The organism is Verrucomicrobiota bacterium (assembly GCA_016871675.1).
Lineage (GTDB): Bacteria > Verrucomicrobiota > Verrucomicrobiia > Limisphaerales > VHCN01 > VHCN01.
The window spans coordinates 125,646-150,460 of the sequence record VHCN01000001.1 but is presented as its reverse complement, the minus strand read 5'-3'; the positions used below and the strand labels follow the sequence as shown (position 1 = coordinate 150,460).

The 24,815-nt window shown below is 65.6% G+C and carries 22 protein-coding genes; 20 read left to right on the top strand and 2 right to left on the bottom strand.

What is annotated here, in order from left to right:
* Positions 1-14: 14 nt before the first annotated feature.
* The 4 genes from FJ386_00645 to FJ386_00630 all read left to right on the top strand — a co-directional run bounded on the left by FJ386_00645 (position 15) and on the right by FJ386_00630 (position 5,919).
* On the top strand, positions 15-1,190 hold the full coding sequence (locus tag FJ386_00645) for a hypothetical protein (protein ID MBM3875218.1): 1,176 nt from the start codon (positions 15-17) through the stop codon (positions 1,188-1,190).
* On the top strand, positions 1,187-2,914 hold the full coding sequence (locus FJ386_00640; protein ID MBM3875217.1) for a hypothetical protein: 1,728 nt from the start codon (positions 1,187-1,189) through the stop codon (positions 2,912-2,914). The genes FJ386_00645 and FJ386_00640 overlap by 4 nt, the downstream gene beginning before the upstream one ends.
* A gap of 119 nt (positions 2,915-3,033) precedes the next feature.
* The gene (locus FJ386_00635; protein ID MBM3875216.1) at positions 3,034-4,314 is read left to right on the top strand and encodes a type II secretion system protein GspD; all 1,281 of its coding nucleotides are present in this window, start codon (positions 3,034-3,036) and stop codon (positions 4,312-4,314) included.
* Between the two features lie 24 nt (positions 4,315-4,338).
* Entirely contained in the window at positions 4,339-5,919 is a 1,581-nt protein-coding gene (locus FJ386_00630) for a HAMP domain-containing histidine kinase (protein MBM3875215.1), read from the top strand.
* Between the two features lie 29 nt (positions 5,920-5,948).
* On the opposite strand, the gene FJ386_00625 is transcribed toward FJ386_00630, so the two are convergent.
* Together FJ386_00625 and FJ386_00620 are read right to left on the bottom strand one after the other, a co-directional pair.
* Complete coding sequence (locus FJ386_00625) at positions 5,949-7,676, bottom strand: GAF domain-containing protein (protein MBM3875214.1); 1,728 nt, start codon at positions 7,674-7,676, stop codon at positions 5,949-5,951.
* A 102-nt stretch (positions 7,677-7,778) separates the two neighbouring features.
* Complete coding sequence (locus FJ386_00620) at positions 7,779-8,891, bottom strand: YjgP/YjgQ family permease (GenBank protein ID MBM3875213.1); 1,113 nt, start codon at positions 8,889-8,891, stop codon at positions 7,779-7,781.
* 102 nt (positions 8,892-8,993) lie between these two features.
* Here FJ386_00620 and FJ386_00615 point away from each other — a divergent pair, with 102 nt between their 5' ends.
* The 16 genes from FJ386_00615 (at position 8,994) to nuoK (ending at position 24,752) form a co-directional block, all read left to right on the top strand.
* Entirely contained in the window at positions 8,994-9,266 is a 273-nt protein-coding gene (locus FJ386_00615; GenBank protein MBM3875212.1) for a hypothetical protein, read from the top strand.
* Positions 9,267-9,333: 67 nt separating this feature from the next.
* The gene (locus tag FJ386_00610) at positions 9,334-9,720 is read left to right on the top strand and encodes an NADH-quinone oxidoreductase subunit A (protein MBM3875211.1); all 387 of its coding nucleotides are present in this window, start codon (positions 9,334-9,336) and stop codon (positions 9,718-9,720) included.
* 33 nt (positions 9,721-9,753) lie between these two features.
* A complete protein-coding gene (locus FJ386_00605; GenBank protein MBM3875210.1) occupies positions 9,754-10,365 on the top strand; it encodes an NADH-quinone oxidoreductase subunit B in 612 nt (203 codons plus the stop codon).
* Positions 10,365-11,003, top strand: a complete 639-nt coding sequence (locus FJ386_00600) for an NADH-quinone oxidoreductase subunit C (GenBank protein MBM3875209.1) — start codon at positions 10,365-10,367, stop codon at positions 11,001-11,003. The genes FJ386_00605 and FJ386_00600 overlap by 1 nt, the downstream gene beginning before the upstream one ends.
* A gap of 81 nt (positions 11,004-11,084) precedes the next feature.
* On the top strand, positions 11,085-12,647 hold the full coding sequence (locus FJ386_00595; GenBank protein ID MBM3875208.1) for a c-type cytochrome: 1,563 nt from the start codon (positions 11,085-11,087) through the stop codon (positions 12,645-12,647).
* Positions 12,644-16,108: a twin-arginine translocation signal domain-containing protein gene (locus tag FJ386_00590; protein ID MBM3875207.1), complete on the top strand. Its 3,465-nt coding sequence runs from the start codon at positions 12,644-12,646 to the stop codon at positions 16,106-16,108. The genes FJ386_00595 and FJ386_00590 overlap by 4 nt, the downstream gene beginning before the upstream one ends.
* Before the next feature lie 47 nt (positions 16,109-16,155).
* Entirely contained in the window at positions 16,156-16,713 is a 558-nt protein-coding gene (locus FJ386_00585) for a hypothetical protein (protein ID MBM3875206.1), read from the top strand.
* A gap of 21 nt (positions 16,714-16,734) precedes the next feature.
* Entirely contained in the window at positions 16,735-18,006 is a 1,272-nt protein-coding gene (locus tag FJ386_00580) for a 4Fe-4S dicluster domain-containing protein (GenBank protein MBM3875205.1), read from the top strand.
* An 84-nt stretch (positions 18,007-18,090) separates the two neighbouring features.
* A complete protein-coding gene (locus tag FJ386_00575; protein MBM3875204.1) occupies positions 18,091-19,059 on the top strand; it encodes a hypothetical protein in 969 nt (322 codons plus the stop codon).
* Between the two features lie 5 nt (positions 19,060-19,064).
* Positions 19,065-19,973: a hypothetical protein gene (locus FJ386_00570; GenBank protein ID MBM3875203.1), complete on the top strand. Its 909-nt coding sequence runs from the start codon at positions 19,065-19,067 to the stop codon at positions 19,971-19,973.
* A 90-nt stretch (positions 19,974-20,063) separates the two neighbouring features.
* The gene (locus tag FJ386_00565) at positions 20,064-21,242 is read left to right on the top strand and encodes an NADH-quinone oxidoreductase subunit D (GenBank protein ID MBM3875202.1); all 1,179 of its coding nucleotides are present in this window, start codon (positions 20,064-20,066) and stop codon (positions 21,240-21,242) included.
* Between the two features lie 14 nt (positions 21,243-21,256).
* Complete coding sequence (locus FJ386_00560; protein MBM3875201.1) at positions 21,257-21,694, top strand: hypothetical protein; 438 nt, start codon at positions 21,257-21,259, stop codon at positions 21,692-21,694.
* An 8-nt stretch (positions 21,695-21,702) separates the two neighbouring features.
* The gene (locus tag FJ386_00555) at positions 21,703-22,389 is read left to right on the top strand and encodes a 4Fe-4S dicluster domain-containing protein (GenBank protein ID MBM3875200.1); all 687 of its coding nucleotides are present in this window, start codon (positions 21,703-21,705) and stop codon (positions 22,387-22,389) included.
* 175 nt (positions 22,390-22,564) lie between these two features.
* Positions 22,565-23,761, top strand: coding sequence for an NADH-quinone oxidoreductase subunit NuoH (gene nuoH, locus FJ386_00550; GenBank protein MBM3875199.1), 1,197 nt, complete (start codon positions 22,565-22,567; stop codon positions 23,759-23,761).
* A gap of 49 nt (positions 23,762-23,810) precedes the next feature.
* The gene (locus FJ386_00545; protein ID MBM3875198.1) at positions 23,811-24,335 is read left to right on the top strand and encodes an NADH-quinone oxidoreductase subunit J; all 525 of its coding nucleotides are present in this window, start codon (positions 23,811-23,813) and stop codon (positions 24,333-24,335) included.
* A gap of 105 nt (positions 24,336-24,440) precedes the next feature.
* A complete protein-coding gene (nuoK, locus tag FJ386_00540; protein MBM3875197.1) occupies positions 24,441-24,752 on the top strand; it encodes an NADH-quinone oxidoreductase subunit NuoK in 312 nt (103 codons plus the stop codon).
* The last annotated feature ends 63 nt before the right edge of the window (positions 24,753-24,815 follow it).

The window sequence follows — 24,815 nt, the reverse complement described above, 5'->3', positions numbered from 1 at the left end:
TTTGAGACATCGCCATGAAGACTTTCCCGCTCATTCTTGCGGCGTTCACCGCGAGCCTCGCCGCCGCGCAGGACGCCAAGACACCCGCCGCCCCGCCCACGGCCCCGGCGGCAACGACGCCCACGGCCCCGCCCGCCACGGCTCCGACGACAACCTCAACGCCGGGCACGGCGACCACCGACCCGAAGTCCACCGACCCGAGGTCAGGCTCTGGGCGCGACTCTCGCTCGCGCGGCTCGAGGAATCCGCCCGTTGACTCGAAGTCCGGCTCCGGCAAGTCCGGTTCGTCGCCGTCGAAGTCCGGTTCCGCGTCCCCCGCCGAGGGCTTCGCCGCGTTCCGCCCGATTGCCGACAAGAACATCTTCAACCCCAACCGCAATGGCCGCCCGCAACAGACCGAGCAACCCGTCCGCCGCTCGCCCAAGGTCGAGAGCTTCGCGCTCGTCGGCACGATGAGCTACGAGAAGGGAGACTTCGCGTTCTTTGAGAGCGAGAATTCCGCGTATCGCAAGACCGCCAAGCCCGGCGACGTCATCGCAGGGCACAAGCTTACCGCCATCGCGACGGACCAGGTCAAACTGCTCAAAGACGAGAAGGAAGTGGAACTCAAGGTCGGCTACCAACTCCGCCGCGAGGATGAAGGCGCGTGGCTCGCCAGCCTCCGGCCCGTGCCCGAGGAACCATATCGCAGCCCGTATTTGTCGTCGGGATCCTCGTCCTTCGGAAGTTCCTCGTTCGGCAGCAGCGGCGACATCGACTTGATCCGCCGCATGATGGAAGCCCGCATGCAGGGCGGCGGCTTCGACCGCAGCCGGTTTGGCGGGGGTAGTTTCGGGAGCAGCAGCGGGAGCAACAGCGCCGCCGACTCCGCGCAACGGCGCATCCGCGAGCAGGACCGCGACGGCGACGGCAGGGTTTCGCAGCAGGAGGCCGACCGCGGACTGCGCGACCGCTTCCGCGAGATCGACAAGGACGGCAACGGATTCGTCGACGCCGCGGAATACACCGCCTACTACACCGCACGATATGGCGGTGGCTCGAGCGGAAACAGCACTTTCGGCGGCGGCGGCCCCGGTCCGTCCCAGTCACCCTCCTCGCCGCCCCCGCCCGCGAGCACCACGCCGCCCGCCAACGAAAGTGAGATTTTGAAGCGCCTCATGGAGCGCCGCCAACAGGAGAACAAACAATGAACGCCTCACGAACCACACTCGCCACGCTCGGGCTCGCCCTCGCGCTCGCCAGCCGCGTCGCCGCGCAGAACCAGACGCCACCCGCCACGCCCACGACGCCGCCACCCGCGACCACGCCACCCGCGACCACGCCGCCTGCGGGGAAGGATTCCAAGAATCCCTTCGCGCCGCGCGCCACCACCAAGACCGTGGACCCGAAGACCGGCGAGGAGGCCAACCTGCGCCTCAACTTCCGCGGCGTCGGCATCGACCAGGTGCTCACTTACTTGAGCGAGGCCGCCGGCTTCACCATCGTGCTCGAGACCCAGGTGCGTGGCACGGTGGACGTGTGGAGCAACCACCCCGTCACCAAGAGCGAGGCGCTCGACCTGCTCAACCAGGTCCTCCGGAAGAACAACTACGCCGCCATCGTGAACGGCAAGACGCTCACCGTGAAGCGGCTCGAAGACGCGAAGTTCGACGACATCCCCATCGTCACCGGCAGCGACCCGAAGGACATGGTCAAAACCGACGAGATCGTCACGCAGGTCATCCCGCTCAAGTTCGTGGGCGCGCGTCAAATCCTCTCCGACCTCGCGCCCATTCTCCCGGGCAACCAGACCGTGACCGCGAACGACGGCGCCAATTCCATCGTCATCACCGACACCAAGCGCAACATCCGGCGCCTCACCGAACTTGTGCAGGCCCTCGACCTCTCGCAAACCGGCACCACGGGCATCAAGGTCTTCGCACTCCGATACGGAGACGCGAAGGCCCTGGCGACGATCATCAAGGACCTGTTCACACCCGCCACGGGCACTCAACAAGGTGGCTTCGGCCAGGGTAGCCCGGGCGGCGGTCGCAGCAGCAGTGGATTCGGCGGATTCGGCGGATTCGGCGGATTCGGCGGACTCGGCGGACTCGGCGGAGGGAGCTTAGGCGGATTCGGCAGCAGCGGCACGGGCGGATTCGGCGGACGCACCGGCGGACGCACCGGCGGAGGTCCGGTTTCCAACGCCCGCGTTGTGGCCGTCGCCGACGAGCAGAGCAACGCCGTCATCATCAACGCGCCCGAGCACCTCATGGTCACCATCGAGGATCTCATCAAGCAACTCGACACCGCCACGCAGGACGTGACCGAGCTGCGCGTGTTCCACCTCAAGAACTCCGACCCCACGGAGATGGCGTCGCTCCTCGCGTCGCTCTTCCCCGACCCGACGCGCTCCGGCAACAGCGACCGGAGCCGCGGCCTGCAATTCGGCGGCGCGTTTGGCGGAGGTCCGGGCGGCATCTTCGGCCGCGGCGGTCCCGGCGGTTCGACAGGCGGGCGCACGGGAACGACGGCCACCGGCGACAGCGAACGCGCGCGCAAGCAGCAGCGCGTCCTCGCCGTGCCCGACGCGCGCACCTCGTCCGTCATTGTGACCGCGGCCAAGGACATGATGGATCAGATCGCCGACATGGTGTTACAGCTCGATTCGAGCCCGGCGCGCAAGCAGAAGGTCTTCACCTATTCGCTCGAGAACGCGGACGTAAACACCGTGCAAAACGTGCTGCGCGGCCTGTTCGAAGGCCAGAACACGCGGTCGTCGCAAAACAGCCAGCGCACGACCGACGCGCTTGCCAACCGGCAGAACAACAACTCACAGAGTCGCGGCACAGGCGGCACCCAAAGCGGCTTTGGCGGCGGCGGCGGCGGCTTCGGCGGCGGCAGCGGCTTCGGTGGATCCGGCGGCTTCCGGTAAGCCGTATCACTTCCGCCAACCCTCGGGCACGAAAGATTCACACCATGAACAAAAAACAGTCCTGGACCAACCGTTGCGCGATGGCAGTCGCGCTCCTCTCGGCAATCGCACTCACCCCCATGAACGCACCGGCACAGCAGCGCCCGGGCGGCGGCGGCTTTGGCGGCTTTGGCGGCTTTGGCGGCTTTGGCGGCGGCGGCCTTGGGGGCGGCGGCTTTGGGGGCGGCGGCGGGCGCGCGAACACCGGCACCTACCCGAGCAACACCCGCGTCGGCGAGGCGCTCATCACGATCGATCCCGAGACGCGCCAGATCATTGTCATCACCGACGACGAAACCAACGAGCACCTCAAGACCGTGATCCAAAACCTCGACCGGCCCAAGCCGCAGGTGCTCATCCGCGTCGTGTTCGTCGAGGTGACCTACACCGACGACTTCAACCTCGGCGTGCAGGGCAAGCTCAAGCACGACGTGAACAACAAACAGGGCGGGGAAATCTTCAGCCTGCTCGGCGTGCCCGGCGGCACGGGGACCGACCGCGGCCTCTTCTACAAGATCCTGCCCGTCGGCGCAAACGTGGAACTGACCATCAACGCGCTGAGCCAGCTTGCAAAGACCGAGGTGCTCTCGCGCCCGACCATCCTCGCCCGCAACAACCAGCAGGCCAACATCGTCGTGGGCCAGTCCTATCCGTTCATCACCAACACGCGCTTCGACCAGAACGGCGGCCAGATCAACACCGTGCAATATCAGGACATCGGCATCATCCTGCGCGTCACCCCGTTCATCAGCTCCGAGGGACTCGTCGAGATGATCGTCGCGCCGGAAATCTCCAAGGTCGGCGCGCAGACCGTCGCCATCTCCACCAACCTCACCGTCAACGCCATCGACAAGATTTCCGCGGACACCGTCGTCGTGACCGAGAGCGGCAAGACCGTCGTCATTGGCGGGCTCATCAAGACCGACAAGCGCGAAACCAAGACGAAAGTGCCGCTCCTCGGCGACATCCCGCTCCTCGGCGCGGCTTTCAAGCGCACCGAGAAAAAGGACGTGAAGACCGAGCTCATCATTTTCCTCACGCCCGAGGTCATCCACAAGCCGGGCGACCTCATCGAGGCCAGTGCGCGCGAGGCCAACAAACTTGAGATGCCGCGCAAGGCTTTCAGCGAACAGGAACTCAACCGCGCGTTCGACGTGGACACGACCGCGCCCCCGAATAGCGCCAAGCCGCCGGCCAACGGCGCGAAGCCACCCGCGAACGGCGCCAAGCCACCCGCGAACGGCGCGAAGCCCCAGTCCGCCACGCAACCCGGTGCCGCCGCCGCGCCCGTTGCCGGCGCGCCCGAACCACCCGCGCGCAAACCCGCGACGGTCTCGCCGTCGCTTCCGCCGCGCAAATAAACGCGCCGTCCGGCGTCTGACTCCGTGAGCCGGCGAAGCCTCCTCGTTTACCTCACGCTGACCGTCGCATGGGCGGTGGTGCTCGCGTGGCAGGCCGCCGAGCACCGGCGCGTAAACGAGGCCGCCCGCGAGCTCTTGCGCCACCGCGGGCGCGACATCACTTCCACCCTCGGCATCGTCGTCCGCTCGCAGCGGCGCTTCGGCGGCATCGTCTCTCGCGAGCGCATGGAGTCCGCGCTCTCCGCGCTCATCCGCACCAACGAGGTCAACTCAATCGCACTGCTCAGCGCCTCCGGCGAGGTCGTCGCCACCGCCGGCGAGCGCATCGAATTCAAGCCCGCGAGCGTGTTCCGTCCCGGCGAAGTCTGGACCGAACAGACGGTCACGCTGATGAACCTCGTGGACCTCGGCGCCAACCTCACCAACGAGTCCGACATCACCCCCCCGCGCCCGCCGCCGCCGCCGATCATCATGCCACGCGAGGAAATCTTCCTCACGTTCGAGACCAACCGCCCGCCAGCCGGCAGCCGCCCGCCCCGTGACCGCCCGCCGCCGGCGGACCAGACCGAAGTCCCGACCGGCGCGACCGAAAACCCCGTGGTGTTCACGCAACCGCCCCCCGCCGGGACGAATGACGCCACCGGTTCCACCAACACCGCCGCCGGTTTGCGCGGCCCGCGCCCGCCCCGCGGCCCGTTCGTGCGGCCCAACTGGATGAACCCGGACGAATTCCAGTTGCTCATCACCAAGCAGGGCGTTCACAGCTTCCTCATCGTGATGTCCACCGCGAGCGTGATCGAATCCGGCCGTCGGGACGTTGTGCTGCGTTTGCTCGTCGCCGTGCTGGCCACCGTGGCCGCGTCGGCCATGGCCTTCGGCTGGCGCAACCTTGTAAAATCCTCCGAGCTTCAAATCCGCCTCGTGAAAGCCAGCGAGATGAACGCACACCTCAAGGAACTCAACCTCGCCGCCGCCGGCCTCGCGCACGAGACGCGCAACCCGCTCAACCTCATCCGCGGCATGGCGCAGCTCATTTCCAAGGAACCCGCCGCGCCCGCCGACATCCGCGACCGCTCGCGCGCCATCGTGGACGAGGCGGACCGCGTCACCGCGCAGCTCAACGAATTCATCAACTACTCGCGCCCGCGCGACATCCGCCGCTCGCCGGTCGCGGTCGGTCACGTCGCCGCCGAGGTCGCGCGCGCCCTCTCCATCGACACCGACGAGAAACGCATCGATCTCGCTGTCCCCGACGACTCGATTGTCATCGAGGCCGACGAACAACTTCTGCGTCAGGCGCTCTTCAACCTCCTGCTCAACGCCATTCAGGCTGCGGACGCCGGCGGACGAATCGAGGTGTTGGTGGGCCGTGAAAACGGCGGCGCGTGGCTCGAAGTGGTCGACAACGGCCCCGGCGTCCCCCTGCAGAACCGCGCCGAAATCTTCAAGCCCTACTTCACCTCGCACAAGGAAGGCACCGGCCTCGGCCTCGCCGTCGTGCAGCAGATCGTGTCCGCGCACGGCTGGAGCATCGAATGCCTCGCCAACGAACCCCGCGGCGCACGCTTCCGCATCACCCACCTGAAGGCGCTGAACAAGGCGTAGCGCCGTCCGCCGATCCAGTCGTCCTCCTCTCACAACGGCAGCAACACCGTGATCGTCGTGCCACGCCCGGCGCGGGATGCGATGTGCACCTTGCCGCGATGCGTCTCGACGACGCGGCGCACGATGGCGAGTCCGAGTCCCGTGCCGCGCGCTTTCGTGGTGTTGAGCAACGAGCTGAACGCGCGCTTCCGTTGTTCCTCGTTCATCCCTCCGCCCGTGTCCTTGAACTCGATCTCGACGTGCGCGGGCGGATCGTGCGAGCGCGGTGTGCGGGCCAGTCGCGTCGTGAGCGTGAGCCGGCCGCCCGTGGGCATGGCCTCGACCGCGTTGAGCGTGAGGTTCAGGAAGGCCTGCTCAAGTTGCGTGGCGTCCGCGGGGACGGGCGGCAGCGCCGGGCCGAGCTTTCGAACAAGCACGATGCCTTGATGCGCGAGTTTGTGGCGCGTGAGCAGGCCGAGGTCGTCGAGCAACTGGTTTACATCCACGGGCGCAAGCTGCGGCTCGGTGCTGCGCGCGAAGTCCAGCACCTGCTCCACGATGCGGTTCAGGTGCTCCATCTTCGCGCCCATGATGCGGACGTCCTCGGCGCGCGGGTCCGCCGCCTCGAAGCGCAGGTCCAGCGAGTGATAGAGCATCTTCATCACCGTGAGCGGATTCCGAATCTCGTGAGCGACCTCGGCGGCAAGCAGCCCGAGCGCGGAGAATTTCTCGTTCTGCCGGAGCTGCTCCTCGACGTCCACGATGCGCTCGTAAAGCCGTGCCTTCTCGATGGCGATGGCCGAGAGGTCCGCGAGCGCGGAAAGGATGCGCACCTCCTCGTTGGAAAACGTGTGCGGCCGGTCCTTGTAAACGCTCAGCGATCCCGTCGCGTGCCCGCTGAACAGCAGCGGCACGCTCAGCAGGGAGACGAGGCCCTCGCGCCGCGCGGCGTCCGCGTGCTGGTAACGCGCCGACACCTGCACGTCCCCGATCTGCTGCGGTTTCTTGCGGCGGACCACGACGCCGGGCAGGCTTTCCTCGGCGGACAGGCGGGGTTTGCGCAAATAGGCGCGGCCCGCACCGTGGCTCGCGCGCAGGTCGAGCCATTGCCGGGACTCATCGAGCAGATGAAGCGAGCACACGCGCGCGTCCATGAGCGTGGCGGCCTCGCGCGTGATCGTGCCGAGCGCCTCGTCGAGGTCGAGCGTGGAGTTGATCGCCTGGCCGACGCTGAACAGCCCTTCGAAGAGCCGCGCCTTGAGCCGGAGCTGCTCGTAAAGCCACGTGTTGTGAATGACACGCGCCGCCTGGGTGGCGAGCTCCTCGAGCAACGCCTGGTCGCCGGCTGAGAACGCGTCGGGCCTGTCCGACTCGAGGTTGAGCACGCCCCGCGCATCGCCCGCGCTGGGCAGCGGCACCGCCAGTTCCGAGCGCGCGCGCGAGTCCACCCGCAAATACCGCGGGTCGCGCCCGACATCACCGACGCGCACCGGCTGGCCCGTGCGGGCGACCCATCCGGTGAGCCCCATGCCGATGCGAAAGCGCAGCCCCGCCGCGTCTGCCGGCAGTCCGTGCGACGCCTCGATTTCCATCAGCCCCGTGGTGGGATTGAGCAGCACGACCGAGCCGCTCGTGGCGCGCGTGAGGCTCACCGCCTCGCGCAGCAACAGCCCGAGCGCCTCGCGCGAGTCGAGCGTCGAGTGGATGACGTTGCTGACTTGGTGAAGCAGCGAGAGCCGCTCCACCTGCAATCTCAACGCGGACAACTCGTCGTTCATCAAAGCCGACGTTCAAAGTTCAAGGTTCAAAGTTCAAGGTTCAAAGTGGCCCGCAATCGGGCAACGACCCGTCCGCGCGACCTGCTGCCAGGCATTTGAATCTCAACGAACGCGCGCCGTCATCCACGCGCCGACCGTGCCGAAGAGCACAAGCGGACCCCACGCGGCAAGCACGGGCGGCACATGGCCCGCGGTGCCCGCAGCCATCCCGAGCCGCGAGAGGATGTAAAACGCGAACACGATGAACACACTCGCCGCCACGCCGACGAACACATTCCGCCGGCCGGTCATCGCGCCAAACGGCAGGGCGACGAGCACCACGACCAGGCACGTCCACGGCGCGGCGAGCCGGGCGTGGAATTGCGTGGCCAGTTCGGACCGTTTCGGCTCGCGAAGCTCCGGGTGCAGCCGCTGGTAGTCCGCGATTTCCGCGAGCGTGAAGCGGATCTTCTTCGAGATGCGATAACTGTCCATCGCGCCGATCTTGATCTCGCTCAGGATCAGGCGCGGCGACTCGGCGAACTCGCGCACGACGAGCCGGTTTGTGAGCGCGCGCGCCGGCACGTCCGGCTGCGCGGTGGTCCAGATGAACAACTGGACGTTCTCGAAGACCCACGCGTCGTTGGTCCGCCACGCGCGCTCGGCAAAAAGCTGGCGCCGCGTGCCGTCGGCCTGGGCCCACTCGACGTCGGGATGAAGCATCTCGTGCGAGAGCTTGTTGTAGTTGCGCGCCCGCCACGTGCGGCCCTCGCGCTCGTTGACGAAGTGAAGATGGGGATGCCATTGCGACTCGGCCGGCCCGGCCTGACCGGGCGTGAAAATTTCCGCGGCCAGTTCATCGGCCCGCGGCGCCACCCATTCACTCAACGCGAGCAACCCCGCGCTCAACACCGCGCCCGTGCCGAGGCAGGGCGCGGCAAGCCGCCAGATGCCGATGCCCGCGGCGCGCATCGCCACGAGTTCGTGGTGACGCGCGTGGTTCGTCAGCGCCAGCAGCACGGCGAGCAAGAGCGCGACGGGCACGACCGTGAGCAGCATCTCCGGCGTCTTGAACACATAATAGGCCGCGACGTCTGCCGCCCCGGTCTTGCGCGACTGGAATTGCCCCATCTCCGTGAACAGCATGAAGGCGACCCAGAAGATGTAGAACCCAAGCAGGCACTGGCCGAGGGGAACGAGCAACTCGCGCAGCAGATAGCGGTCGAGCAGTCGCATCGCGCGAGCGTAGTCGCAGCCGGGACACCAACGCAAGCGAACCGCCGCAGGACCCCGGCGGTTGCGCCTTGCAGTTCAGTCCGCCCGCTCTAGGCTTCCCCCATGGCAGGCGCGCCCAAGAAGAAACGACCGCAACCGCCCAAGGCTCTCATGCTCGGGGTGGGGCTCGACTCCGACGGCCACAAGCGCATCACGACGGGCGAGAACTTCGCCTTGATCGGCGGCTCGAAGGAAACGCACGAAGTCATGACCGAAAAGGCCATCAAGATCAACGAGAAGCTCCGCGGCCGCGGCAAGCAGCTTTGCGAAGTGAGCCGCGAGGAGTTCGACGACATCGCACAGTCCGTCGGATTGCGCCGGCACCAGCCGGAGTGAGTTCGCCCCAATTCAAGGCCGCCTTCCTTGACGGCGCGCCGCACGGTCGTTAGCGTCGCGGCCGCTGATGAACACCGCCACCACCTTGCAGAGCCCGTATCTGTTCATCGCGGTCTTTCTCGTCGTGGCGATCGTCTTCCCGCTGCTGCCGCTCGCGCTTGCCCGGCTTTGGGCGCTGACGTTTTCGCCGCAGAAGCCCGGCCCCGACAAGAACGACACTTACGAGTGCGGCCTCGCCTCGAAGGGCGACCCGTGGATCCGGTTCCGCTCGGAGTTTTACCTCTACGCGATTGTGTTCCTCGTGTTCGACGTCGAGGTGGTGTTCCTGCTGCCGTTCGCGGTGGCGTTCCTCGACCTCGGCGTGGGCGCGTTCGCGGCGATGATGCTGTTCGTGCTGCTGCTCGCCGAAGGGCTCGTGTGGGCCTGGGCGAAGGGCGTGCTGACGTGGAAGTGAGAGATGGAGATCAGGAGCAGGCCTTGAAACAAGATGGACTCCGGGCTCCGAAGTGAATTGCAGAAGCAGGGCGTCTTCACCGTGACGCTGCAGGAGCTCCACAACTGGAGCCGCAGCAACTCCGTGTGGCCGCTCGGCTTCGGGCTCGCGTGCTGCGCCATTGAGATGATGGCCGCGAGCATGGCGCGCTATGACCTTGCGCGCTTCGGCGCGGAGGTGTTCCGCCCCTCGCCGCGGCAGGCCGACCTCATGATTGTCGCCGGCACCGTCACCAAGAAGATGGCCCCGCAGGTCGTGCGCCTCTACAACCAGATGCCCGAGCCCAAATACGTCATCGCCATGGGCGCGTGCGCCATCTCAGGCGGGCCGTTCAAGCAGGGCTACAACGTCCTCAAGGGCGTGGACCGCTACATCCCGGTGGACGTCCACATCCCCGGCTGCCCCCCGCGCCCCGAGGCGCTCATCCACGCGTTCATGACCTTGCAGCGGAAGATCGACGTCCAGAAACTCACCGGCGAAGGCCGCGCCCGGCACACCGACGCCGCCGCGCCCAGCGAATTTCCCGTGCCGCAGTTCGGCGAACACGACCTCGTGCCGTCGATGAATTCCAGCGTGTGGAAACCGGCGGTGTTGGCGCGCGGCTGATGGAGACGCTCGAACAAATCAAGACCTGCATCGAAGCCGCCGTGCCCGGCGCGCAGGTGTCCATCGTGAGGAACGACAGCCCGTGCGCGCAGCATTCGTTGCTCGTGGACACGGCACACGCCTTTGCCGTCGCGCAGTTCCTCCGCGACGACCAGCGGTTGCGCCTCGATTACTGCTCCAACGTCACCGGCGTGGACTGGCTCGACCGCGTCGAGAAGACCAAGACCAAGGTGAAGAAGCTCGTGGATGGCGTCGAGAAGGAGGTCGAGGAGACGACCGACAAGACCATCCCCGGCTACCTTGAGTCCGTGTATCACCTTTACTCGATGTCGCTCAAGCACGGGCCACTCATCCTGCGCGTCCGCACCGCGAATCGCGCCGATGTGCGCCTGCCGTCGCTCGCGCCGCTGTGGCGCGCGTGCGACTTTCAGGAGCGCGAGATTTTCGACCTCTACGGCATCGTGTTCGAGGGCCATCCCGACCTGCGGCGCATCCTGATGTGGGACGAGTTCAAGGACCACCCGATGCGCAAGGACTACGTCGAACCCGACGACTACGAATACGAGCCCACCCCGCACGACGACGTGGCGGAAAAAGCGAAGCGCCACCACCCGACGCCCGCGCCCGTGCCGAATTGAGCCGCCGGACAAAAACTGCCGACGGAAGCGCAAGAGAGGATAAGCGCACGCCGCGCGTCCGTGGCTTGATGGCGGCGTCGTATGAAGGCGCTGCGCTTCGGACACTGCGTCCGCACCGGAATCGCACCCATCTCCCTCGCAATGTTGGGGATTGCTGCGGGTGGCTCCGGCGCCACTCCTGACAACGCGCCTGATCGCGGCAAGGCCGCCTACGACCTTCATTGCGCGGCGTGTCACGGCGCGACCGGCGACGGCAAAGGGCTTGCGAGTGTGTGGCTCTTCCCGCGACCACGCGATTTCAGCGCGGGGCAGTTCAAGATCCAGTCCACGCCGAACGGCTCGCTACCGACGGATGAAGACTTGCTCGAGTCCATCACGCGCGGCGTGCCCGGCACGTCGATGCCGGGCTTCGCGCACCTGCCCGAGGCCGACCGCCACGCGCTCGTCGCCCGCATCAAACACCTCACGGCGTTTACGGACTCCGCGGGCCGGCGCGTGAACCGCTTCGAGGAGGCCGCGCGCAGGGGCGAGCTCAAGCCGCGCTCCGTCGTGCCCGCGGAACCGCCCGCCGACGCGAACGCCGTCGCGACGGGGCGCGACCTGTTCATCAAGTTCGCGTGCAACGCGTGCCATGGCGATTCGGGTGCGGGCGATGGGCCGACCGCGGCGACGCTAAAGGATTCGCAGGGGTTTCCCCTGCTGCCTCGTGACTTCAACACCGCGCCGTTCCGCGGCGGGCACTCGGGCCGCGACATTTACCTGCGCATCCTCACGGGCATGGCCGGCACGCCGATGCCGCCGTTCGGGCCCGAACTCATGTCGCCCGAAGAGCGCTGGGCGCTCGTGCATTACATCCGATCGCTGCGCCGGCCTGATGCCGAGGTGCGCGACATCCTCAAGCTCGAGGACGCCTTCATCCGCGCGCGCCGTGTGAAGAAGCTGCCGACCGACCCGGCGGACACGCAGTGGGAACGCTTCGACCCGGTGCGCATCCCGCTCAACCCGCTCTGGCCCGAGCCGAAGCCGATTTACGCCGTCGCCGTGACCGCGCTTCACGACGGCCGTCGGCTCGCGATCCTTTGCCAGTGGCGGGACGACATCGCCAACGGAGCGCCGGTGCGTGTGCAGGATTTCCAGGACGGCATCGCGCTGCAGTTTTCGATGAACGGCACGACGCCGTTCCTCGGCATGGGCGACAAAGACAACCCGGTGAATCTGTGGTTCTGGCGCGCGGGCTGGCAGCAGGAGGCCGACGGCCGGCCGCACGGTCTTCGCGAGCAGTATCCCTCGATGCACGTGGACCTCTACACACAAACCAACACGCTCATCCACACGGCTGAAGCCGCGAAGAATCTCATCGCGCTTCCGCACACATCGCCGGTCGAGGACGCGAACGCGCGCGGCTTCGGCACGCTCAAGTCGCAGTCGTTGGCGCGCCAGAACGTGCGGGGCAAAGGCATCTGGCGCGATGCGCATTGGAGCGTCCTGTTCACGCGCGAACTGAATTCACCCGACGCGGAGGATGTGAAGCTCCGGCTGAAGCAGCCCGTGCCCGTGTCCTTCGCGGTGTGGAATGGTGAGCAGGGAGATCGCAATGGACGCAAAGTCATCAGCAACTGGTATCAACTCCTCCTCGAACCATGAGCACCGGTTTCCTTTCTCGTCGCGACTTCATCCAGCGCAGCGGCCTCGCGGGCGCGGGCATCGCGGCGGCGCAGATGCTGCCGTTGCGGTTTCTCCAAGCGCAGGAAGTCGGCGGCAATCCGCTCTCGACTTATCCGAACCGTGGCTGGGAGCAACTCTACCGCGATCAATACGCCTACGACCGCGCCTTTTCGTGGGTCTGCGCGCCGAACGACACGCACAACTGCCGCATCACCGCGCACGTCCGCAACGGCGTCATCGTCCGCCTCGGCGAGCAGTATGACATCCACACCTACTCGGACCTCTATGGCAACAAGGCTTCGGCCAATTGGGGCAACCGCCATTGCGCCAAGGGCTACACGTTCCACCGCATTCTCTACGGACCTTACCGGCTGAAACATCCCATCGTTCGACGCGGGTGGCGGCGCTGGGCCGATGACGGTTTCCCTGAACTGACAAAGGAGCTGCGCACGAAATACAAGTTCGACTCCCGCGGCACGGACAAGTTTGACCGGCTCTCGTGGGAGCAGGCGTTCGACTACATCGCCCGCGGCACGGTCGCGGTCGCGAAGCGTTACTCCGGCGAATCCGGCGCGAAGCTGCTCGAAGCGCAGGGTTATCCGCAGGAGATGATTGACGACATGGGCGGCGCCGGCACGCGCACCATCAAGATGCGCGGCGGCATGGGCTTGCTGGGCGTGATGGGCAAATACGGGATGTATCGCCTGTGCAACTCGCTCGCGTTGCTCGATGTCCACGTGCGCGGCGTGAAGCCCGGGGAAGCGAAGGCCGGCCGCACGTGGTCGAACTACACCTGGCACGGCGACCAGGCGCCGGGCCATCCGTGGGTGCATGGCTTGCAGAATTCGGAGACGGACTTCAACGACCTCCGCAATTCGAAGCTCATCATCATGAACGGCAAGAACCTCGTGGAAAACAAAATGGCCGACGCCCACTGGTTCATCGAGTGCATGGAGCGCGGCGCGAAAATCGTCGTCATTGCGCCCGAATACGGCGCGCCCTCGACCAAGGCCGACTACTGGATTCCCGTCCGCCCCGCCACCGACGCGGCGCTGTGGCTCGGCGTCACGCGCCTGATGATGGAGAACAAGTGGTATGACGAGACATTCGTGAAGCGGTTCACCGATTTCCCGATGCTCATCCGCACGGACAACCTCAAGCGTTTGCGCGCGGCGGAAGTTTTTCCGAACTACGCCAACACGCTATCGCCCGACGGTCCGAGCAAGAGGGTCCAGGGCATCACTGACGAACAGCACAGGAACCTCGGCGATTTCGTGGTGTGGGATGCCAGGACCCATTCGCCGAAGGCGGTTCATCGCGACCTGGTCGGCGAAGCGTTCGCAAAGACGGGCATTGATCCGCAGCTCGAGTTCAAAGGCCGCGTGAAACTCGCTGACGGCAGCGAGGTCGAGGTCGCGACTTCATGGAATCTTTATCAAATCCACCTCAAGGACTACGACCTCGACACGGTCAGCGAAATCACGAGCGCGCCGAAGGAGTTGATCGAGCAACTCGCGAAGGACATCGCGACCATCAAGCCGTGCTCGATTCATCAGGGCGAAGGCATCAACCACTGGTTCCATGCGACCGAGGCAAACCGCGCGGCGTATCTGCCGATCATGCTCACGGGCAACCTCGGCAAGCCTGGCGCGGGCTGCCATGGCTGGGCGGGCAACTACAAGGCCGCGCTGTTCCAAGGCTCGAAGCTCACCGGGCCGGGTTTCAAGGGCTGGATTGGCGAGGACCCATTCAAGCAGAACCTCGACCCGAAGGCACACGGCCGCGACGTTCACGCGCACGCTTACACGAAGGATGAAGAGCCGGCTTATTGGAGCCACGGCGACCGCCCGCTCATCGTCCACACGCCGAAGGAAGGCCGCAAAGTGTTCACCGGCAAGACGCACATGCCGTCGCCGACGAAGGCGATCTTCACGACGAACGTCAACCTCATCAACAACGCCAAGTGGGCTTACGGCGTCATCAAGAACGTCAACCCGAACGTCGAGCTCATCGTCACACTCGAGACTCAGATGACGGCGAGCGTGGAGTATTCCGACTTCGGCCTGCCCGCGAACACGTGGGTCGAGTTCCAGGATTTGGAGATGACGGCGAGCTGCTCGAATCCCTTCCTGCAAATCTGGAAAGGCGGCATCAAGCCGCTTTACGACTCGAAGGATGACCTTGCGATTCTCGCGGGCATCGCCGCCGCGCTCGGGAAAGTCACGGGCGACAAACGCTTTTTCGATCACTTCAAGTTTGAGCACACAGGCCGGCGCCGCGTTTACATCCAGCGCCTGCTCGACACGTGCACGACGACCGCCGGCTACCACCTCGACGACATCATGGCCGGCAAGTTCGGCCCGCCGGGCGGCGCGCTGATGCTCTTCCGCAGCTACCCGCGGGTGCCGTTTTACGAGCAGGTGCACGACAGCTACCCGTTCTACACGGAGACGGGCCGTCTCAACTCCTACACCGACGACCCGACCGCGCTCGCATGTGGCGAGAACTTCATCGTGCACCGCGAAGGGCCGGAGGCAACGCCGTATCTGCCGAATGTCATCATCAGCTCAAATCCCTTCGTGCGCCCGAATGACTTTGGCATCCCGCTCGATGCGGAACATTGGGACGAACGCACCGTGCGCAACGTGAAGCTGCCGTGGGCGCAGGCGCAGCAATCGAAAAATTTCCTGTGGGAAAAGGGATTTCAGTTTTACTGCCTCACGCCGAAGTCTCGGCACTCGGTGCATTCGTCGTGGGCTAACGTGGACTGGCACCTCATCTGGAACTCAAACTTCGGCGACCCTTACCGTCTCGACAAGCGCCTGCCCAACGTCGGCGAGCACCAGCTTCACATGAACCCGCAGGCGGCGCGCGACCTCGGCCTCAAGGACGGCGACTACGTGTATGTGGACGCCAATCCCGCCGACCGCCCGTATCTCGGCGCGACGCCGAGCGACCCGTTCTACAAGGTGAGCCGCTGCATGTTGCGCCTCACCTTCAACGCGGCCTACCCGTATCATGTGGTGATGATGAAGCATGGCAGCTTCATCGCGACCGAGAAGACCGTGAAGGCGCAGCAGACGAGGCCCGACGGGCTTTCGCTCACCGACGAGGGCTACATCTCGAACTTCCGCTTCGGCTCGCAGCAAAGCATCACCCGCAACTGGCACATGCCGATGCACCAGACCGACACGCTTTTCCACAAGGCGAAGGTGAACATGAGCTTCATTTTCGGCGGCGAAGCGGACAACCACGCGGTGAACACGGTGCCGAAGGAATGTCTGGTTCGCGTGACGAAAGCCGAGGACGGCGGCCTCAACGCGCGCGGCCCGTGGAAACCGGGAACCGAAGGAACTTCGCCAGGTGGCGAGAACGACAAGATGAACAAGTATCTCGCCGGAGGCTTCGCGACGGGCGGCGGCGGGGCGAGTTTTGAGTGAACCACGGATGGCGCGTTTCACCCGCGTCCAAACAACCAAATCCAGAGATGCCCAAAGACGAATTCGATTTTGACGACCCGCTGGAATTGAACGGCGTGGCGCTGCTCACCGACGAGGACACCTCGGGCGCGATATGCGAGTGCTTCATCGAGGAGTTCCTGCGCATGGGCTGGAACCACAAGCAAATCCTCGCGCTGTTCCAGAACCCGGCCTACCTCGGCATGAACATGGTGCTTCAGAACAAGGGCGAGCAGTTCGTGCGCGATCAGATCAGCGACGCCTTCGCGCGGTGGGGAAAGTGGGTGGAGTGGAAGACGCCGATTGCGCTGCCGGGGAGCGCACGCGTCTCGCGTGCCGTTGTCGGCGTCGCGCCGACAACCTCGGCGAACTCGCAGGAACCGGACGAATCGCCGACAACGCGGCGGGACGCCGCGTCGAGCACGCCAGAGGCGTGCGCTCCCCAAGCACGTTGGGAGCCGATTCACTTCCGACAGTCCATCGCGAGTGCCTGCGCATGCGGCAGCGACGGGCCGTGTGATTCACGGTCTGTTCCTGCCGCTCCCCTCGACCCACTCGGCAATCCCGCACCCGATCTCACGCTGTAACGATTCAACGCTGTAACGAACATGAGCAACGTCTTCAACTGGCAGCTCGGCCGCGAGATGGAATTCCCCTACGACGCCGCGTTTCCCGACCAGCAGTTCGCGTTCGTCTTCAACCTCAACCGCTGCATCGGCTGCCAGACCTGCACGATGGCGTGCAAGTCCACATGGACCTTTTCGAAAGGCCAGGAAGCGATGTGGTGGAACAATGTCGAGACGAAACCCTACGGCGGTTATCCGCACGGCTGGGATGTCAAGACACTCGACCTTCTCGAGCAATCCAATCCCGGCGGCCAGACTTGGGCCGGTGAGGCGACGGACGTGCGCGCACCTTACGGACAGTTCAAGGGCAAGACCGTCTTCGAGGCGGGTATGACGCATATCGGCGCCGAGGGCGCGAACCGTGTGCTTGGCTACCTGCCCACCGACGAGGAGTGGACCGCGCCGAACCGCTTCGAAGACAACCCCACCGGTTCGCAGAAGGGCTCGAAAGGCCGATACTTCTCCGGCGGCGAGGCGCTGCCGCAGCACAAGACGTGGTTCTTCTACCTCGCGCGCATTTGCAATCACTGCAGCTACCCGGCGTGCCTCGCCGCGTGCCCGCGCAACGCCATCTACAAACGGCCCGAGGACGGCATCGTGCTCGTGGACCAGGAGCGCTGCCGCGGCTACCGCAAGTGCATGGAAGCGTGCCCTTACAAGAAGACCTATTACCGGCCGACCACGCGCACGAGCGAGAAGTGCATCGGGTGCTTCCCGCGCGTCGAAGGCCGCGACCAGGCCGGCGGCGGCCTGCCGATGCAGACGCGCTGCATGTCCGCGTGCATCGGGCAGATTCGGATGCAAGGCCTCGTGCAGATCAACAAGGACGGCACATGGAAGGAGGATCGTTACAATCCGCTCTACTATCTCATTCACGTCGCAAAGGTCGCGCTGCCGCTCTATCCGCAATTCGGCACCGAGCCCAACGGCTACTACATCCCACCGCGCTGGGTGCCGCGCCCGTATCTCAAGCAGATGTTCGGCCCCGGCGTGGACGCTGCGATCGAGCGCTACGCGAATCCCGACCGCGAATTGCTCGCCGTGCTCCAGCTCTTCGGCAAGGACCAGCGCATCTGCTTCCGCTACGAGATCAAGGAAGGCACGAAGGTTTTCGAGAACGAAATCCGCGGCAAGAAGTTCGCGCTCTACAACGACACCATCATCGGCTACGCGAAGGACGGGACGAAGATCATCGAGACGACCGTGGAAGAGCCCTTCCACGTCCGCAACGCAAAACATGCGAACTCGATCTAATGTCCGAAGCCGCCCCGTCCTCCGTGGCCCTGCGGAGGGCGGACGTGGGGAGGCTCTCGCTGAATCTCGAATGACGAAATCCGAATGACGAAAGAAACACCAAACCCGAAGTTTGACGAACCAGTGCCGACCACGGCGCGGCGCTCGGTCTTCGAAAACTTCGCGGCACGGCGGATCGAGCACGCATTCGCGTCCGAACCAGCCGAGCCGCTGCCGACGATTCTCCCTCTCCCAGCGGGAGAGGGCAGGGGTGAGGGAGAGCGCTTGCTTCAATCCCAAGCGTCCACATCGCTCCTGCAGGACTCGATTGACCTCGCGCTCGCTCGCTCCTTCCTCCACCGCCTTCTCGCCTGCGCGTTCGCTGATCCCACTGAGGATGGTTGGCGTTGGCTCGGAGCGACAGAGACTCGCGCAGCCTTTGGGTCGGCGATCCGGGCTTTTAAGTCACCTTCCCTCGAAGCCACCGCCCTCGGCTTTTTCCGCCAGCTCACGCCCGGTTCACTTGGAGCATTCACCGACGACTACCTTGCCGCCTTTGGTCACGCGGCGCGCGGCGGCTGCCCGTTGAACGAAATCGAATACGGCGAGCTTCGCGCCGACCCGCTCATCCAGCCGCATCGGCTGGCCGATCTCGCGGCGTTCTATCGCGCCTTCGGACTCGAAGTCGGCGACGACGCCAGCGAACGGCAAGATCACGTGTCCATCGAACTGGAGTTCATGTCCGTGCTGGCGGTGAAGGAAGCCCTGGCGCTCGAGCACCAACTCGACGAAGAACGCAGCGTCTGCCGCGAGGCGCAGCGTGATTTCCTGCGCGAACATCTCGGCCGCTGGGCGCCGGCGTTCGGCCGCCGGCTGCAAGGCGCGGTCGGGGATGGCGCGCTTGGTTCGCTCGGAACGTTCCTCGTCATGTTCATCGAGCTCGAGTGTGTGAACTTCGGTGTTCCCGCGGGCGGCGAAGATGTGCGGTTGCGCCCCGTGGACGACGAGGCCGAGCGGCTCTGCGCGAACTGCGGCCTTCAGTCGCTGCCGCCCGGCGCGCTGGCGGCCACTTGAATCCAATGCGCCTCCGATACGATGCCGATCTGCTCGAAGCCGTCGTGTTCCTCCACGCGGGCGGCCCGCGCTGCGCAGTGCCCGCGCCGGGCGCGCGGCGGTTCCACCGCGAACGCGAGGCTCTCTACGGAATCGCGAATCCCGACGAGCGCGAAGACGCGTTCTTCCGGCTGAACGCAGGCTGGTTTCGGCAATGGGGGTTCGAGCGGCGGTTGCTCGACCTCGTCGCGGAGTTTCCGTTGATCTCACAGTCGCTCGGGCTGCTGGCGTTCCGCAAGGCCGCAGGCCGCCACGACGAAGGCGCTGAACTGTTTGTCAAACCCGCGAGCCGTAATGCCGTCGTTGCGCTGCAGCCGGCGCGTCTCGCAGCCGCCGCCACGCTTTCGGTATTCCTACGACATGAGTTCACGCATCTGCATGACATGCTCGACCCGGCGTTTGGTTACTTGCCGGACTTGCGCGTGCCGAATCCCAATCAACTCCGTCTCGCTCGCGACCGCTACCGGCTGCTGTGGGACGTCACGATAGACGGCCGGCTCGCGAACGCGGGTCACACAACGCCCACTTCCCGCGCACAGCACGAGGCGGCGTTCGACCACGCGTTCGGTTTTTGGGACGAGCCGGCACGTCGCGCGGCGTTCGAGACGCTGTGGTCTTCGCCCCGGCCGAGCCACGCAGACCTCGCCCGCACGGCGACCGATCCGCGTTGCCTCGCCCAATCGCGCCAGCCGTTGCCCGGTGCGTTGTGTCCGCTGTGCGGGTTCCCGACGTTTGCTTGGTCGGATGGCGACACGTTGTCCGCCGCAACCCGCGCGCGCATCACGACAGAGTTTCCGGATTGGTGCGCAGCCGAGGGTCTGTGCAACCGCTGCGCGGAAGTCCTCGAAGCGGGCGCCGCCTGCTGCGCGGCGTGAGTTCGCCACACGAATCCTTGCGCGGGCATGGAACACCGCTAAAGTCCGCCGCGTTGAACGACGCGACGCACACACGGACCGGCGACTTCCATGAGCACCACGGTTGAACCGGCTCCTTCAAGGGCCTACTCCGTCCTCCCCAAGACCGCGCCCGACGGCTCGGCGCTCGAAGGCGATTTGCTCGAGGTCTCGATGGGCCCGCAGCATCCGTCCACGCACGGCGTGTTCCGCATGGACGTGGTGCTCGACGGCGAGCGCGTGGTGAAGCTCAAGCCTGTCTTCGGCTACCTCCACCGCAACCACGAGAAGATAGCCGAGAACACGAGCTACCTCGGCTCGATGCCCTACACGGACCGGCTCGATTACTTCTGCTCGCTCACGAACAACTGGGCCTACGCGCTCGCGGTCGAAAAGCTCGCCGGCCTCGCCGTGCCCGAGCGCGCGGAATACATCCGGGTCATCACCGCCGAACTCACGCGCCTCGTCAATCACACCTGCCTCATCGGCTTTCTCCTGCAGGACATGGGCGCGCTCGGCACGCCGCTGATGTATGCATTCCGCGAGCGCGAAAAGGCGCTCGACCTTATCGAGTCGCTCACCGGCGCGCGGATGATGTGCAACTACATGCGCTTCGGCGGCTGCCGGTGCGACCTGCCCGCGGGCTGGATCGAGCAGGCGAAGGCCGTCGTCGAGGGGCATCCGGGATTCCTCGACGAGTTCGAGGCGCTGCTGTCGGAGAATGAAATCCTCATCGCGCGCACGCAGGGCGTGGGCGTGCTGCCGAAGGAACTCGCCGTGAGCGCCGGCATCACGGGCCCGATGCTGCGCGCGAGCGGCGTGAACTACGATATTCGCAAGGTGGACCGTTACGGCATTTACGACCGCTTCGAGTTCAAAGTGCCGCTCGGCGCGCACGGCGACGTGTTTGACCGCTACATGATCCGGCTGCTTGAAATGCGCGAGTCACTGAAGATTCTCCGCAGGGCGCTCGCGGACATTCCCGCCGGCCCCATCGTGGACCCGAAGGCGAAGCTGCGCGGCTTCCGCCCGAAGGCGGGCGAGGCTTACGGCCGCATCGAGGGGCCGAAGGGCGAGCTGGGCTTCTATCTCATCAGCGACGGCTCGCCGAATCCGTATCGCTACCGCGTGCGGCCGCCGAGCTTCGTGAATCTCACCGTGCTCGAGGACATGTGCCTCGGCCAGACCGTCGCCGACGTGGTGATCATTCTCGGCAGCGTGGATATTGTCCTCGGGGAAGTGGACCGCTAGCATCACGCGCGCGAATGAACTTCACCCGCACCAACGTCGCACGAAAGCTCGCCCGCGCCGGCGCAAGCGCCCTGTTGGTCGCATGCGCCCTCTGGGCTGTCACTGCCGCCTTGCGCTCCTCGGCGCGCTCCGAAACGCTCCGCCTGCTCGCGAAGGAGTGTCATCCCGTGTGGCGCGAGTTCGAATCCGGCGCGTTCCGGCAGGGCGACCCGCTCGACAAGCTTCTCGCCGCGCACAAGCCCGCGTGGCAGCGCACGCTCGGCGACGTGACCGTGTGCGAATTCCATCCGGCGCCCGACCCCGCGGTGCATCTCTCGCCCGTGCGTGTGACCGCCGTGCGCGGCCGTCTCGTGAGCGCGCTCGCCGGCAGTTGCAACTGGTGGCACACGTTCTTCGACGAGACCCAGAGTTCCCCGAACCTTTGCGCCCTTGCGCCGCCGCGTCAAAACTGACCACACCCATGCTCGGCACCGGACTCATCAAAGGCATGGTCGAAACGGCGAGGAACTTCGCCGGCAGCTACGTGTCCGACGAGCGGCTTACCACGTTGCAATATCCCGAGGAGCGCGACACGCCGAAGGAAAACACGCGGCAGTTTCCGTTCCTCGTCTATGACGGCGACGACTGGCAGAAGGGTTTGCGCTGCGTCGCGTGCCAGATTTGTGAGAAGGAATGCCCGCCGCAGTGCATCTACATCGAGAAGTCGAAGGACAAGAAACCCGACCATGTCGGCAAGCCGCAGCTTTACCCGGCAGTCTTCGACATCGACATCTCCGTGTGCATGAGCTGCCAGATTTGCGTCGAAGTCTGCCCGTTCGAGGCGATCAAGATGGACCAGGAATTTGAGCTCTCGACCACCGACCGCTTCGGCGGCCTGCTGCTGGACAAGGAGAAGCTCGCCAAGCCCAACTCGCACTTCCAGCATCTGCATCCGACGGACGCCTCGGAGATCGACGCCAAGCGCGTCGCCGAAGTCGCAAAGGCAAAGGCCGACGCTGAGGCGAAGGCGAAAGCCGCCGCCGCTGCAGCCGCGGCGAAAGCCGCAGCGCCCGCATCGGCAACAGCTCCCGTTGGTTCCACCGTGGCGCAGCCTGCTGCCCCCGCAACGCCCGCCGCGGCTCCAACAAAGGAGGCCGCCAAGCCATGAGCAGTCCGGTCGAAACGCATCCCCGAAGCACGCGGGTTGCCCTGCGTGCGTTGCCCCCACGCAATCCGAGTCTCCCCCTCCGCCGCCGAAGGATTACGATGGGGAACTTCCGTTGTCGCCGCGCGCTTCCGTTGGCGATGCGGCTTTCCGCACTCTGCACCCCGCATTCCGCCTGATGGACTCCCTCGAATCCCTCCCCATCGCGATCAAGCAACTGATTGTCGCGCTGTTCCCGGCGGAACAGCAGGCGCTCGTCTCCATCCTCGTCTCCATCACGGCCATTCTCGCGGTGTTCCCGCTGCTGTTCGGCCTCACGACGGTCATCGAGCGCAAGGGACTCGGCCGCATCCAGAACCGCTACGGGCCGAACCGCGTGGGCATCCCGTTCACCGACATCCGGCTGTTCGGCTTCGGCCAGTTCATCGCCGACGGGATGAAGATGATCGCCAAGGAGGACATCGTCCCGCGCGCCGCCGACCGCGTCGTTCACTTCCTCGCGCCCGTGGTCATCATGATCCCCGCGCTGCTCGCCTTCGCCGTGATTCCCTACGGCCGCAACATGGCGCCGCTGGACCTCGAGTGCGGGCTGCTGTTCTTCTTCGCGGTCGGCGCGAGCACGGAGCTGTGCGTGTTCATGGCGGGCTGGTCGAGCCGCAACAAATACTCGCTGCTCGGAGCGATCCGGGCGATCGCGCAAATGGTCAGCTATGAAGTGCCGCTGCTGCTCTCGACCCTCACCGCCGTGATGATCGCCGGTTCGCTCACGCCCACGCGCATAGTCGAGGCGCAGGCGGGCTTCACGTCGTGGGGACTGGCGAACTGGTTTCTCTTCACACCCTGGGGCTTCGCGGGCTTCCTGCTTTTCCTCACGGCGGCGACCGCGGAGGCGAACCGCTCGCCGTTCGACATGCCCGAGGCGGAGTCCGAGCTCATCGCGGGCTATTTCACCGAATACAGCGGGTTCAAGTTCGCGCTCTTCTTCCTCGGCGAATACCTCGGCCTGTTCGCGATGAGCGGGCTGGGCATCACGCTGTTTCTCGGCGGCTGGCACGCGCCCTGTGCGGGGCTGGAATTCGTGCCGTCGTGGGCGTGGTTCTTCGCGAAGCTCGGCGCGCTCATCGTGTTGTTCATCTGGATTCGCGGCACCGTGCCGAGGCTGCGGGCTGACCAGCTCATGGGGCTGGCGTGGAAGTTCATGCTGCCGCTTGCGCTGCTGAACATCCTTGTCGCGGGCGCGTGGCGCTTCATGACGCCCGGCCCCGCCCGCTGGCTGCTCTGCGCCGCGATGCTCGCCATCCCCTACGTGATGCTCGGCCGCGCGCTGACAGAATCCGGCCACCTGATCAGGCGCAAATACACCTTCGCGGAATGATCAACACTCCGACCATCGGCCATCAGCCATCGGCCACCGGCCATTCCCCGTGACCCCCGCCTTCCTCATCCTCGCGCTCGTCACGCTCGTCTCGGCCGTCGCCGCGATGAGCCTGCGCAACCTCGTGCACTGCGCGCTTTGCCTCGCCGTCACGCTCGCGGGCCTCGCCGGGCTGTTCCTCACGCTCGACGCCGAGTTCGTCGGCTTCACGCAGGTCCTCGTTTACATCGGCGCGGTGGCCATCCTCATTGTGTTCGCCATCCTGCTCACGCGCGGCGACGACCCGGCGGCACAAGGCGCGCCCTCGCGCGCGTGGCTGTTCGGGCCGCTGGTCGCCGTGGTCGTGTTCGTGACGCTCTCGACGGCCCTCCTGTCGTGGACCTCGGAACGATCGTGGGCGCCCAAGTCCGACGCCGTTGCGAGACAAGCTGTGGCCGTGAAGCACATCGGCGCGAAGCTCATGAACGACTACGTGCTGCCGCTCGAAGTCATCGCCCTGCTGCTCACCGCCGCCTTGATCGGCGCGGTGATCATCGCGATGCACGAGAAGGCCAGTGGCGCGGCAACGAAGTAATCCGATGATGGGCGCACAAGACTCAACGCAGCGGAGAGCGGGCGAAAGGGAGCATGCGAGAAATCTCCCCCGACCCTTTTCACCCCCGCCCCCCTGCTCAACGCCATGACTCCTCTTCCCGCCTACCTCATCGTCTCCGCCCTGCTCTTCAGCATCGGGCTTGCGGGCGCGCTCACACGGCGCAACGCCATCCTCGTGCTCATCGGCATTGAGCTGATGCTCAACGCGGCGAACCTGAACTTCATCGCCTTCTGGCGCTTCAGCCCGAACCCCGAGGCAGCCACCGGCGTGATGTTCGCCATCTTCAGCATCGCCATCGCCGCCGCCGAAGCCGCCGTCGGCCTCGCGCTCATCCTCGCGATTTACCGGCACTTCAAGACGACCGACCTCGGGAAGATTGACTCGATGAAGGGATGAACACCGACTTGAACCACGAAGCCGCGAAGGTCACGAACGCGGAAGCGCCGCTTTGTGTCCTTC